The organism is Morganella psychrotolerans (assembly GCF_001676055.1).
In the GTDB taxonomy this organism is placed as follows: domain Bacteria; phylum Pseudomonadota; class Gammaproteobacteria; order Enterobacterales; family Enterobacteriaceae; genus Morganella; species Morganella psychrotolerans_B.
Genome location: NZ_LZEX01000012.1, coordinates 178,936 through 192,410, shown reverse-complemented (window position 1 = coordinate 192,410; position 13,475 = coordinate 178,936). Strand labels below are relative to the sequence as shown.

General features: G+C 46.9%; 12 protein-coding genes. 6 read left to right on the top strand and 6 right to left on the bottom strand.

Annotation, left to right across the window (positions count from 1 at the left end; genetic code table 11):
* Positions 1-102 precede the first annotated feature (102 nt).
* From metG to sanA, 6 genes are all read left to right on the top strand, one after another.
* The gene (gene metG / locus AYY17_RS09395) at positions 103-2,136 is read left to right on the top strand and encodes a methionine--tRNA ligase (RefSeq protein ID WP_067423217.1); all 2,034 of its coding nucleotides are present in this window, start codon (positions 103-105) and stop codon (positions 2,134-2,136) included.
* A gap of 125 nt (positions 2,137-2,261) precedes the next feature.
* Positions 2,262-2,708 carry a CidA/LrgA family protein gene (locus tag AYY17_RS09390; RefSeq protein WP_067423215.1) on the top strand — a complete coding sequence of 149 codons (447 nt, stop codon included), beginning with the start codon at positions 2,262-2,264 and terminating at the stop codon, positions 2,706-2,708.
* Positions 2,702-3,397, top strand: coding sequence for a CidB/LrgB family autolysis modulator (locus AYY17_RS09385; RefSeq protein WP_067423213.1), 696 nt, complete (start codon positions 2,702-2,704; stop codon positions 3,395-3,397). The genes AYY17_RS09390 and AYY17_RS09385 overlap by 7 nt, the downstream gene beginning before the upstream one ends.
* A gap of 196 nt (positions 3,398-3,593) precedes the next feature.
* Positions 3,594-4,478 carry a cytidine deaminase gene (gene cdd, locus AYY17_RS09380; protein WP_067423211.1) on the top strand — a complete coding sequence of 295 codons (885 nt, stop codon included), beginning with the start codon at positions 3,594-3,596 and terminating at the stop codon, positions 4,476-4,478.
* 203 nt (positions 4,479-4,681) lie between these two features.
* Positions 4,682-6,379: an NAD-dependent malic enzyme gene (locus AYY17_RS09375; RefSeq protein ID WP_067405309.1), complete on the top strand. Its 1,698-nt coding sequence runs from the start codon at positions 4,682-4,684 to the stop codon at positions 6,377-6,379.
* 147 nt (positions 6,380-6,526) lie between these two features.
* A complete protein-coding gene (sanA, locus tag AYY17_RS09370; RefSeq protein WP_067423534.1) occupies positions 6,527-7,285 on the top strand; it encodes an outer membrane permeability protein SanA in 759 nt (252 codons plus the stop codon).
* A 6-nt stretch (positions 7,286-7,291) separates the two neighbouring features.
* On the opposite strand, the gene yeiB is transcribed toward sanA, so the two are convergent.
* From yeiB to AYY17_RS09335, 6 genes are all read right to left on the bottom strand, one after another.
* Complete coding sequence (gene yeiB / locus AYY17_RS09365; protein WP_067423209.1) at positions 7,292-8,443, bottom strand: DUF418 domain-containing protein YeiB; 1,152 nt, start codon at positions 8,441-8,443, stop codon at positions 7,292-7,294.
* Between the two features lie 3 nt (positions 8,444-8,446).
* Positions 8,447-9,106: a GTP cyclohydrolase I FolE gene (folE, locus tag AYY17_RS09360; protein ID WP_067364330.1), complete on the bottom strand. Its 660-nt coding sequence runs from the start codon at positions 9,104-9,106 to the stop codon at positions 8,447-8,449.
* A gap of 901 nt (positions 9,107-10,007) precedes the next feature.
* Positions 10,008-10,577: a hypothetical protein gene (locus AYY17_RS09350; protein WP_156656673.1), complete on the bottom strand. Its 570-nt coding sequence runs from the start codon at positions 10,575-10,577 to the stop codon at positions 10,008-10,010.
* A gap of 13 nt (positions 10,578-10,590) precedes the next feature.
* On the bottom strand, positions 10,591-11,322 hold the full coding sequence (locus AYY17_RS09345) for an enterotoxin A family protein (RefSeq protein ID WP_067423203.1): 732 nt from the start codon (positions 11,320-11,322) through the stop codon (positions 10,591-10,593).
* The gene (locus AYY17_RS09340) at positions 11,319-11,654 is read right to left on the bottom strand and encodes a hypothetical protein (RefSeq protein ID WP_156656672.1); all 336 of its coding nucleotides are present in this window, start codon (positions 11,652-11,654) and stop codon (positions 11,319-11,321) included. Before AYY17_RS09340 ends, AYY17_RS09345 begins: the two co-directional genes overlap by 4 nt.
* A 455-nt stretch (positions 11,655-12,109) precedes the next feature.
* A complete protein-coding gene (locus tag AYY17_RS09335) occupies positions 12,110-13,276 on the bottom strand; it encodes a YbfB/YjiJ family MFS transporter (RefSeq protein WP_067423199.1) in 1,167 nt (388 codons plus the stop codon).
* Positions 13,277-13,475: the final 199 nt, after the last annotated feature.

The window sequence follows — 13,475 nt, the reverse complement described above, 5'->3', positions numbered from 1 at the left end:
AACGTCTGATAAACCACACAGAAAGCCGGATTACTGCTGGCAGGGGTCGGCGGGATCAGGTAACATCGAAGTCCCTTTATAATTGAGGAAGTGAAATACTCTATGTCTCAGATCGCTAATAAAATAGTGGTAACCTGTGCGTTACCTTATGCAAACGGTTCAATCCATCTCGGTCATATGCTGGAACATATCCAGGCTGATATTTGGGTCCGTTTTCAGCGAATGCGCGGCAAAGAGGTTCACTTCATCTGCGCCGACGATGCTCACGGCACGCCTATCATGCTCAAAGCACAGCAGCAGGGGATCACCCCTGAAGCTATGATTGCTCAGATGAGTATTGAACATCAGAAAGATTTTGCGGATTTCGCTATCAGCTTTGATAACTACCACTCTACGCACAGCGAAGAGAACCGGGTATTATCTGAGCATATCTATCTGTCGCTGAAAAAAAATAACCATATTGAAACCCGGACCATTTCCCAGCTTTATGATCCGGAAAAAGGCATGTTCCTGCCGGATCGTTTCGTTAAAGGCACCTGCCCGAAATGTAAAGCAGAAGACCAGTATGGCGATAACTGCGAAGTGTGCAGCGCAACCTACAGCCCGACAGAGCTGATTAACCCGCGCTCTGTGGTATCCGGTGCCACGCCGGTACTGCGTGAAAGCGAGCACTATTTCTTTGATCTGCCTGCATTCGGTGACATGTTACAGACCTGGACCCGCAGCGGTGCGCTCCAGGAGCAGGTCGCAAACAAAATGCAGGAGTGGTTTGATTCCGGTCTGCAGCAGTGGGATATCAGCCGTGATTCACCGTATTTCGGGTTTGAAATCCCGGATGCACCGGGTAAATATTTCTATGTCTGGCTGGATGCGCCTATCGGCTACATGGGATCATTTAAAAACCTGTGTGACAAACGTGGTGACCTGGATTTTGACGAGTTCTGGAAAAAAGATTCCGAAACAGATCTCTACCACTTTATCGGTAAAGATATTGTTTACTTCCACAGCCTGTTCTGGCCGGCAATGCTGGAAGGCAGCGGCTACCGCAAACCGACTAACCTGTTTGTTCACGGCTATGTCACGGTTAACGGTGCGAAGATGTCAAAATCACGCGGCACCTTTATTCAGGCACGGACTTACCTCAATCACCTGGATGCAGACAGCCTGCGCTATTATTATGCGGCAAAACTCTCATCCCGCATCGATGACATTGACCTGAATCTGGAAGACTTTGTTCAGCGCGTCAACAGCGATATCGTTAATAAAGTGGTGAATCTGGCATCCCGTACCGCCGGGTTTATCAAAAAACGCTTTAACGGCCGCCTGAGTGCAACACTGTCTGAGCCGCAACTGTATCAGCAGTTTATTGATGCAGAAAAAACTATTACTGAAGAATATACCGGACGTGAATTCGGCAAAGCTATCCGCGAAATCATGGCGCTGGCTGATGTTGCCAACCGTTATATTGATGAAAAAGCACCGTGGGTTGTGGCGAAACAGGAAGGTAAAGACGCGGAATTACAGGCAATCTGCACCATGGGGATCAACCTGTTCCGCGCGCTGATGACCTACCTGAAGCCGGTTATGCCTGAGCTTGCTGCCCGCAGTGAAGCGTTCCTGAATCAGGAACTGACCCTGGACGGTATTGCAAAACCACTGCTGGATCATCAGATTGCTGATTTCAAAGCCCTGTTCAACCGCATTGAAATGGCAAAAGTGGATGCAATGACTGAAGCCTCCAAAGAAGATATCAAAGCCATGTCAGCCAAACCGGTTTCCGGGCCGCTGGCAGATGACCCGATTGCGGACACCATCAGTTTTGATGATTTTGCCAAAGTCGATATGCGTATTGCACTGATCCAGTCTGCAGATTTTGTTGACGGCTCTGACAAACTGCTGAAACTGGTCCTGGATCTCGGCGGCGAAACCCGTCAGGTATTCTCAGGGATCCGCCAGGCATATCAGGATCCGAAAGTGCTGGAAGGTCGTCTGACCGTCATGGTAGCAAACCTGGCACCACGCAAAATGCGCTTCGGTATTTCCGAAGGCATGGTGATGGCAGCGGGTCCCGGCGGGGAAGATATTTTCCTGCTCAGCCCGGACACCGGCGCACAACCAGGCCAGCAGGTGAAGTAATACGCCCTGTTCTGTACTCTGATATAAAAAACCTGCGCTGTTGCGCAGGTTTTTTTATGTGAGGTATAGCACGAATTAGAAGTTAATTGTATGATGAATGAGTTCAATCAAGAAGGAACACTACCATGAAACCAAAACAGATAGCGGGAACCGGCTGGCGCTATCTCCGGGCATTTATCATCCTGTATCTGTGCCTGTTTGCCGGTAATATCATCGTCGTATTACTGCCGTTTTCTGTGCCGGGAAGCATCGCCGGTATGTTGCTGCTCTTTGTATTACTCGCCCTGCAAATTCTTCCGGCGCACTGGGTTCAGCCCGGGTGTACCTTATTAATGAAAAACATGACCATGCTGTTTTTACCGATTGGTATTGGTGTGATGAATTATTACGACATCCTCAGCGCTCAGCTGCTGCCAATCCTTATCGCCTGTGTTGTCAGTACCTTTGTTGCCATGTGCGCCGTTGCGCTGAGTTCTGAATATATTCACCGCCGCCATGTTCCCGTAGCGGAACAACAGGAAGCCGATGCGGTTGCCGCCATAACAGAACAACAAGAGAAACCAAAATGTTAACCTACATCTGGTGGTCGCTCCCGTTAACCATCGGCGTCTATTTTCTTGCCCGCGCCATCTATATTAAATTTAAGCTGCCGGTATTAAACCCGCTGCTGATATCCATCGTTATTATTATTCCGCTGCTGATATTCACCGGAATCTCATACAACCACTATTTTGAAGGCAGCCGGATACTGAATGACCTGCTGCAACCTGCCGTCGTAGCGCTGGCCTTCCCGTTATATGAACAGTTGCACCAAATCCGTGCACAGTGGAAATCGATCATTGCCATCTGCTTTGCCGGCAGTCTGATTGCCATGGTAACCGGCACCTCGATTGCCTTTATGCTTGGCGCCACACCGGAAATCGCCGCATCCATTCTGCCGAAATCCGTCACCACCCCGATTGCGATTGCTGTTGCCAATTCTATCGGCGGCGTACCCGCGATCAGTGCCGTGTGTGTTATTTTTGCCGGGATATTAGGGGCGATTTTCGGGCACAGCCTGTTTAAGCGGATAAAAATCACCACCAAAGCCTCACGCGGGCTGGCGATGGGTACCGCATCACACGCACTCGGCACCGCCCGCTGTGCAGAAGAAGACTATGTTGAGGGCGCTTACAGCTCTCTGGCACTAATGACCTGCGGGATTATTACATCGCTGCTGGCGCCGTTCGTCTTCCCTGTTCTGTTGATGCTGTTTGGCTAACGTTGTTTGGCTAACGTTGTTTGGCTAACGTTGTTTGGCTGATAACAAAAAACATCAAAAAGAGACGTAATAATTTGCGTCTCATCTCTCAAATTTCATATTCGTTTCATTCGTTTCACACTGAACGTGATCTATATCACATTCAGTACACCTTATGCCCCGCTAGAATGATCTTATTGATAATGGAGATTATTTTATGCAAACCCGCTTTCATGAAGCCCTGAAAACATACTCTTCCCCGTTACAGACTCTGTTAACTGATGCCACCTGTTCTGATACCTTTCCCGGTTACTTTACAGCGAAACAGGTCAGTGCCCTGTGTGAAGCAGGCTGCTGTGACGAGGATGCGCTGGCTCTCGCGCTGCTGCCTCTTGCGGCAAGCTGTGCGGTAACACCGATATCTCATTTCAATGTCGGTGCCGTGGCTCACGGACTGAGTGGTAATCTGTATTTGGGTGCAAACATGGAATTTTGCCATGTGCCTTTGCAGCAAACTGTTCATGCGGAACAAAGTGCGGTGACTCACGCCTGGCTGCGCGGTGAAAAGGGATTGCGGAAAATCACGGTAAACTACACGCCGTGCGGGCACTGCCGCCAGTTTATGAATGAGATGAACAGCGGAACGCAATTGCTTATCCAACTACCGGAGCTTGCCGCAACACCATTGGGCATACTGCTGCCCCATGCTTTCGGCCCGGTGGATTTGGGAATTAAAACCCGCCTGTTTGACCAGGTGCATCACGGGTATCGCTTCCTCGCGACCAATGCGGTGGTGGCAAAAGCGCTGGAAGCGGCAAACCGCAGCCATGCCCCTTATTCACTGTCACACAGTGGTGTTGCATTACAGGACAGCCGCGGACGCATCTACAGCGGTGCGTATATTGAGAATGCCGCCTTTAACCCGGGTCTTCCGCCGTTGCAGGCCGCACTTATCTTTATGAATATGGCCGGCGGAGATCTGCATGACATCCACCGCGCTGTGCTGGTGGAAGGTAATAATGCCGCTATCTCTCAGTGGGACTGTACCTCTGCTACCCTGACAGCCCTGGGCTGCAGGGATATAGCCCTGTTCAGTTACTGATAATCGATACTGTATTCAGGTTGATACCCATCCTCCTCCGGGTATCAACCCTTTGCATGATTATTTGACATAAATCTATCCCGCGTCTCACTTTCACACATCAACCACATTAATCGCGTAACAATTACTGTACATATCGTTCAGATATCTTAGGATCAGGGCGTCCTGTCTTTAATATGTCAATTGGCGAAGAGTAGTCATACATGGAACTGGAATACGAAAGCAAACGTGCATTATATATCCCGTATGCGGGACCTATCCTGTTAGAGTTTCCGCTGCTGAATAAAGGAAGCGCTTTCTCCGAAGAAGAGCGCAGTAATTTTAACCTCCACGGCCTGCTGCCTGAAGCGGTGGAGACTATCGAAGAGCAGACTGAACGCGCTTATCGTCAGTATTCTGACTTTAAAAACGATACTGATAAACATATCTACCTGCGCAATATTCAGGATACGAATGAAACCCTGTTTTATCGTCTGCTGAATGCCCACCTGAAAGAAATGATGCCAATTATTTATACCCCGACGGTCGGGGCGGCATGCGAACATTTCTCTGACAGCTACCGCCGTGCGCGCGGGCTGTTTATCTCTTATCCGAACCGCGCTTATATCGATGACATGCTGCAAAATGCAACCAAGCAGAATGTAAAAGTGATCGTGGTGACAGATGGTGAGCGGATCCTGGGTCTGGGTGACCAGGGGATCGGCGGGATGGGTATCCCGATTGGTAAACTGTCTCTGTATACTGCCTGCGGCGGAATAAGCCCGGCGTATACTCTGCCTATCGTGCTGGATGTCGGTACCAATAACCAGCAGCGCCTGAATGACCCGCTCTATATGGGCTGGCGTCATCCGCGCATTACCGGTGAGGAATATGATGAATTTGTCGATGAATTTATCAATGCCGTAAAACGCCGCTGGCCGGACGTGCTGTTACAGTTTGAAGATTTCGCACAGAAAAACGCGATGCCGCTGCTGGAACGCTACCGCGATCAGCTCTGCTGTTTTAATGATGATATTCAGGGTACAGCATCCGTGACACTGGGCAGCCTGATCGCCGCCAGCCGTGCCGCCGGTGGTCAGTTAAAAGACCAGACGGTCACTTTCCTGGGAGCAGGCTCTGCCGGCTGCGGAATAGCCGAACAAATCATTGCACAGATGAAATCAGAAGGATTAAGTGAAGAGCAGGCGCGCGCCCGTATCTTTATGGTGGACAGATTCGGTCTGCTGACCGACAAACTGCCTAATCTGCTGAATTTCCAAAGCAAACTCATCACCAAAAGCGAGATTACCGCTGACTGGGATGTGCAGAGCGAAAGCATTTCGCTGGAAGATGTGGTGCGCAATGCCAAGCCGACTGTGCTTATCGGCGTATCCGGTCAGCCGGGGCTGTTCACCGAAGAAATTATCCGTGAGATGCACAAAAACTGTGCGCGCCCGGTGGTGATGCCGCTGTCTAACCCGACCTCACGCGTGGAAGCGCGTCCGGAAGATATTATTGCCTGGACCGACGGCCATGCGCTGGTCGCAACAGGAAGTCCGTTCAATCCGGTGATTTATAAAGATAAAGTCTATCCTATCTCCCAGTGCAATAACTCCTTTATCTTCCCGGGTATTGGTCTGGGTGTGCTGGCCGCCGGTGCAAAACGCGTGACTGACGGTATGATGATGACCGCCAGCCGTGTATTAGCGGAGTGCTCACCGATGGTTATCAATGGTGAAGGTGCGCTGCTGCCGGATATCGAGGATATCAAAGCAGTTTCCCGTATCATTGCCAAACAGGTCGCAAAAGAAGCGCAAATTCAGGGCGTGGCAACAGTCACCTCAGACGGCGCACTGGATGAAGCGATTGAACGCAATTTCTGGCATCCGGAATACCGCGTTTACCGCCGAACTTCTTTCTGATTAGTCTTCTGCTGTAAAAATAAAACCGGCTCCAATGCCGGTTTTATTCTTTCCCCCTCCCCTTGCCAGTCTGCAGCCGCTCAAGTAGTCTTATCTTAACTAACTGTATAAAGAACAAAGGTCTCAGTAATAATGGGAAAAGCCCGGATATTGAAACGGATCATTCTCTGGATGCTGGCAGGCATTATCTTGCTGGCTCTGATGGCTATTGCGGCAGATCGCTGGATTAGCTGGAAAACCGCGCCCTATATTTTTGAGAATATTAATGATTTGCCGGAAAGTGAAGTCGGTATGGTGCTGGGTACCGCAAAATACTATCGTAACGGAACCATTAACCAGTATTACTGGTATCGAATCCAGGGCGCGGTAAATGCCTACAACAGCGGCAAAATAAAATACCTGTTACTGAGCGGAGATAATGCACAGCACAGTTATAATGAGCCGAGCACCATGCGCAAAGACCTCGTCAATGCAGGCATTCCTGCCGGTAAAATTGTGCTGGATTTTGCCGGGTTCCGTACACTGGACTCGGTTGTACGCACCAGAAAAGTCTTTGATACTAACGGATTTACTATTATTACCCAGCGATTTCACTGTGAACGGGCGCTGTATATCGCGATGCAAAAAGGCATTGAAGCGCGCTGTTATGCTGTTTCGTCACCGAAAAATATGTTTACCGTCAGAGCGCGGGAAGTTGTGGCACGGTTAGGCGCACTGGCTGATCTGTATATTCTCAACCGCGAGCCGCGTTTCCTCGGGCCGCAGGAATCAATCCCTGCACCGCAACCCCTGCCGGAAAACGTCCCCTCTTACCCGGCCGTCACCCCGGAAGAGCTGAATACGCTCTACCCGGAGCCGGTGGCAACAGAGGAAAAACCGGTGAGCACCACTCAGCCGGTAAAGTAAATATATTCAGCGGGTGGCGAGCCGGTTTGCCGCCTGCCGCCACAACCACTCAACCGGTCCCTGAGAAAAATAACGCAGCCAGAGTGTGGAAAATACAATATTAATCAACCACATAACCGGGACAAATGCCAGCAGTGTCAGTCTGTCAAACTGATTAAAATACCCGAGATAATTAAACACAATCACCCCGCAGACAGATTGCAGCAGATAACTGCTGAGTGCGGTACGACCGACCCGTTGCAGATAAACAGAAACCGGCTTCAGTTGCGGGCGCAACCCGTAAAACAGTGCAATCAGCCCGACAGTCTGTACCGGTTGTAAAATCTCTGACAACGGATAACCGACACTGCCCAGCCAGAACACACTCCAGCCGCTGAGATACACCTGCCACACCACAACCGCCTGTAATAACAGTGTCGGGATAAGTATCCCTGCTGCCAGCCGCCGGTAATGCGCCAGTGAGTACTCACCTTTCAGCCAGCCGTTTTTCATCAGCAATGCACCCAGCAACATCAGTGCAAGCAACTGCCAGCCATACTGAATGACCAGCATCAGTAACATGCCGCTGATACTCTCCAGCCTGTCCGTCACACCGGCAAGCCCGCCGGTCTGAGCGATCAGCGTTTCATACGCAATCATCGTTTCCGATGGCTGCCAGTAAAGCAGTTTCAGTTCTCCGTTTTCTGCCAGCAGGAAAAACAGCAGAAACTGACCAATCAGAAGCAGACACGGGATCAACCATTTCCACCAGCGGGAAGAAACATGGCGGATAATCCCGCAGGCAACAATGCCGGTCAGACTGTAGGTCAGCAGGATATCGCCCTGCCAGAGCAGCGCGGTATGAAGTATGCCGATAATTCCCAGCACCAGCAGCCGGGCAGAATTCCACGGCTGACTGTAGCGGCTCAGCATCATTAATGTGGCACCGAACAGGACGGCAAACATGCCGAGAAACTTGCCCTGAACCAGCACATTTAAAAATGCCCAGGTGGTGATATCTGATGCGGATGCGGCCGGGTCATACAGCGGATTAAGATATGCCGCCGACGGCAGGGCAAAACCGGCAATATTAAGGATAAAGATCCCGAGGACAGCAAGCCCCCGGATCATATCGAGGGCGTCAATGCGTGATGTGGCAGAAGAGACGGATGTATTCATCAGTTAAATATGACGGGCTGCACGCAGGAATTCCTGACGGGTATTCTGGCTGGACTTAAACAGCCCGCCGAGAGAGGTTGTGGTGGTGGTGCTGGTTGCATCACGTATACCGCGCGCTTTTACACAATAATGCACTGCATCAATAGATACCGCGACATTTGTGGTGCCAAGCAGAGTTTGCAATGCCAGCAGAATTTGTTGGGTCAGACGCTCCTGCACCTGTGGGCGCTGAGCAAAAAACTGCACAATACGGTTAATTTTGGACAGCCCGATAACGGTATCTTTCGGAATATAAGCAACCGTTGCTTTGCCGTCGATAGTGACAAAATGGTGTTCACAAGTACTGGTCAGGGTAATATCCCGCACGGTAACCATTTCATCCACTTTCATTTTGTTTTCAATGAGCGTTATTTTCGGGAAATTATGGTAATCCAGCCCTGAAAAAATTTCATCCACATACATTTTTGCGATACGTTTCGGCGTATCTGACAGACTGTCGTCGCTTAAATCAAGATTGAGCAGCTTCATTACTTCTGTCATGTGCGCCTCAATCTGCACCTTGCGGGTTTCCGGCGCTAATGTCTGCTCCCGTAATGGTGTTTCCAGCCCGCGTGCGATCAGCGCTGCATGGACAAGTTCTGCTTCAAGGCTTAATGATGACATACCTTCTCCGACTATTTTTCAGGTGACTCCCGACGTGTATCTTCACGCCGTCCGGCAGGACAATACCAACCGCCCCGCTATTTTAGAGCAATACTGTCATTTGTTAATCCATTTTGTGTTTTTGGTGATGAAAAGTTTGCACTAAAAACCCTGTAATAAAGAGGGATATTGCTCAGGTTACCGGAAAACAGCAAACATCAGTGACACATAAAATAATTATTGTTTTAATTATATACTCTTTAGTGCGATTAAGAATATAGCCTTACCATAGCAACGCCTTTAAAAAAAAACATTATTTTCACAATGTGTAAATACTAAAAAATAAACAGAGGCTTTACTTTATTATTATACACAGAAAAATCAGCAGAGAAAATAATACCTCTGCTGATTTATTTATAATATTAACTACCTTGACAGTTACCGTATACGTGATATTCATAAACCGCCCTTTATTGTCATTGAAAGTCGCCATGATATCACCTATCTAAAATTTTTTCTGAATTGGTAGTCGCAAACCTCAAAAAGCCGCACACAGCTCTTGTATTAAGTAATAACGAGGTGATTGATACTGTAGCGGCTTATATATTACTGCATAAAAACAGTCTGTTAATCCTAATTATCAGACTTCAATAAATTGAACCTATAGTCAAACATTCATTATTTATGAATATATACACTCTGAATATTATTAGTATTTTGATACTGACAAATATCTATATACATTAATGAGTGATATGCGCTTGTTACCAGATCTAAAACCCCCTCAGAATCTTTATGCATATTAAATGTACGTCCATCCGCAAGTGTGACCTTATGTGGATATTCATCTTTATTATTAAAACGCGATACCGCCATTATTGATTTGATATATTGTTTTTCAAGTATATTTGTTTTATCAATGTTACATAATGATTTTTTTTAACTTCATTCCATCGTGAGCTTTTATAAAAACATCATAATCATGTTCCTGACTGTTGCTACTGCTCCATGTTTTAATAACCTTAATCTGAACTTGACCAAACGAAACCGTGGCATCTATTGATAATTTCCCAAGAACAGCACAACGTGATATAGAAGTCTCGTTTATTTTGTCACTCAAACAGGCCCTTAATGTTGGTTCTTTAGGATAGAAATGGTCAACATCAGTGTGAATACTCAAATATAACTCTTCGCCATGATTGCTTAGAAATATATACTGAACTTTTGCCTCCGGGCCTGAGAGCGAGTTACCTTTTGTATAATATTTAGCTTTGTTTGCCTGAGCTATTTCATTACTTGGTTCATCTCCCCAGCGACCATACATTAAATCTTTTGAATATAGATGTAATTTAGTTTCCGTATTATTTATCACATTTACAACCATGGCTTGCGTTGCCTGTCTGGTTTCACCTCCGTTACTTTCTGAAGCAAAAGATGACATAGAAAAAAGTAATGAACATGTAATTAATATCGATTTCTTTAATTTTAACATAATGGCAACGTCCTTATTTGCTTGAGATGAAATGAATAAGGCCATCAATACACCCCAGAGTCAATGATCTGGTATTATCAATTAATTGGTCTGGCAGTTGATATGTCGGAACCACTCTACGGTCAGAAGCTACGCCCACTGTAGTTAAGTGAACTTGAACATTAGTTATAGGTAGATCCATTTCTGCAGGAACAATAGGACTATCATATACTTCCGCATTTCCGTGAGTGTAATATGGGTTAACCCGAAATGGCTCAGTAACCAGCTGGCCTTGTTCATTAATATGATAAGCCGTAACACCATAAATTTGTGTTGACTCTATATGTCTCAGTGCAGAGTACTCAACCTCGCCACCAAATAAACTACGATGATAATTATTTAAGGTTAGATTCTCTCGTGCATAAAGCGTATTAATTAAATCACTTATATAATAAAAGTTACGGCTTGGTCTAATGTGATAAATATAGAAACGTCCACTTTCACTTGTGCGTATTCCGCGATCTAAAAAGCGTTCAGCAGAATTTATGTTAGTTGATGTTGAAATAAAGGCGGTCGTTCTATTTCCATTGGCTGCTGTTACATCAGAAACATGATCTATCATATTAGGGTTATTTCCCCATGATCTTAATCCAGATTTAAAAATCTCATCTGGCGATCTACCATCTGCCCGGTAAACCTTATCAATAGCCACTGCACTCATAGATACTGAAATAAGACCGATTAAAATTAATATTTTTTTAATCATTTGTATTCAATTCCTATTAAGTGGTCATAATAACCCATATTATTGAAGGTATTATCTACACAAATATTAACCTTACTTCTGATAAAATGAGCGCTCTTTGCTACATTAAATAAATAATAATCATCTTTACCCACGTGAAAATTCTTATTACTACCATTTAACCCGGTAATAGATATGCCACCTAGTACATCTTTATTTGCCACTCCAAAAATATCTGTAATTTCTCTATCAGGAATAAACTCCCTATTTTTTGAGTCACAGAACACTTTTAATGCCGTTGTTGTTTCAGAGGTTGCAGCATTACCCGTACCAGTAATCGAATTAAGTGTCAAAAAAAAAGCATGTTAAAATTAATAACTTTTTCATGTCAAATTCCTTTATATAAAATTAAGATTATTATACTGAAATAATAATCAACCAAAACTAAGAGTAACGAACGTTTATTATTTCTTGGAAAGACAACCAGAAGAACAAGCAACTTCATGCTTAAAAAAGAATAACACATGTAAAATTTAAAACGTAAAACGTAAAACGTAAAACGTAAAATATAAACACACAATTACATGAGAATAATATAGTTTTTCGCAGTTGAGCTCACACTTTCTAAATAATATTTCACTAAATAAAAAACTTACTTTTTTAAACTTACTTTTTTAAACTTATAAAAATAAAAAACCCCGCATTGCGAGGTCTTGAGTTTTTTAATTTGACTAGTTATAAAATGTCCATTATCAGAATGGTGATAAGCCAAATTTATGCAAAAATCAAATCTGCCTGCTTATATCAACTATGCTGACACTGAGCGATCACGGAAAATCACTATTCCGCCGGTGATCAGTGCCGCCAGTGCCACATACAGCGCCGGTTCCAGCCTGCCGGTAAAGTACGCTGAAACAGACGAAACCAGCGGCCCGCCGAGCTGCCCGGCGGCATACCAGGTGGTGAGCAATCCCGCCATATAGCGCCCGTGCTCCGGAGCCAGCTCGCGTCCGCACTGAAATGCCAGTTGCACCGCTGACATCAGCCCGCCGCCGACCAGAAATGCGCTGATCACCAGACCGCTGATACCCGGTACCACTTCTGCCGCTAAAATTCCCGCAGCCTGTCCCCAGAGTGTCATTGCCAGTCGTATTTGCGGCGTGAATAACCGGCGGGTTGCAATAGCGACCACAATACCGGACGCCGCGGCAATACCGAAAACCGGCCAGACAAACTGAGCAAACAAGCTTCCCGGAAAGCGCTCTGCTGCCATCTGTGACAGAAAGGTAGCGGGTAGAATGTAACCGAACCCCGCCAGCGCGTAAGTCCATAACAAGCGGCGGATCTGCGGGGTCATCGCCGGTTTGCTGTCCGGGGATGCACTGCTGTGCAATTCGCCCGGACGCGGTAAGTAACGACTCACATACAGGCTGAACAGCAGCGCCAGCCCGCCGTAAATCCACCAGCCCTGTGACGCGGTCAGCGACATCCCCTGTATTCCGATAGCAACCAGACCACACAGCAAGATACCGATACCGGTTCCGCCGTAAACCGCGACACTCAGTGTCGGGCGGCTCAGTTTTGCCAGGGCATCATTTGTCCAGGCGGCAGCCAGAACCAATGTCCAGCCACTCGCCCAGCCGATAAAAAACCGGGCAATACCATGCAATATGGCCCCGGAAATGACAGCAGACAGCAGTGTGATAATCACCGCGCCCCATAAGCCTGTCCATAAGCGCAGTTCGATGCCGCGCTTTGCCCGCATCGCATCAAAAGAGCCGGCAAAATACCCCAGATAATTACAGGCCGCGACAATACTGGCAGTTGCCAGGCTGAGCTGATGTTCATCAATCATCAGCGGCACCTGTGGTGTGAAAGCAAAGCGCCCGATCCCCATTGCCACAACCAAGGCGAGAAAGCCGCTGACAGCAATATGAAGAGCAGTTATTTGTCGGGATGCAGAGATTGTCGGCATGGGAAATACAGCATGTTAATGGATTGTGATCCTGTTATAGCAAAACATCCCTTTAAAATACAATAATTGCTTTTGAAACTAAGCCTGTTGCACACGCTTTTGCGCCAAATACTCTAAATAATTCGCGATACCCGTAGGCGACAAGTGAAGACTGCCGGGGAGCATAGGTACACTATGTGACCCGGCTGGCTGAGCGCAG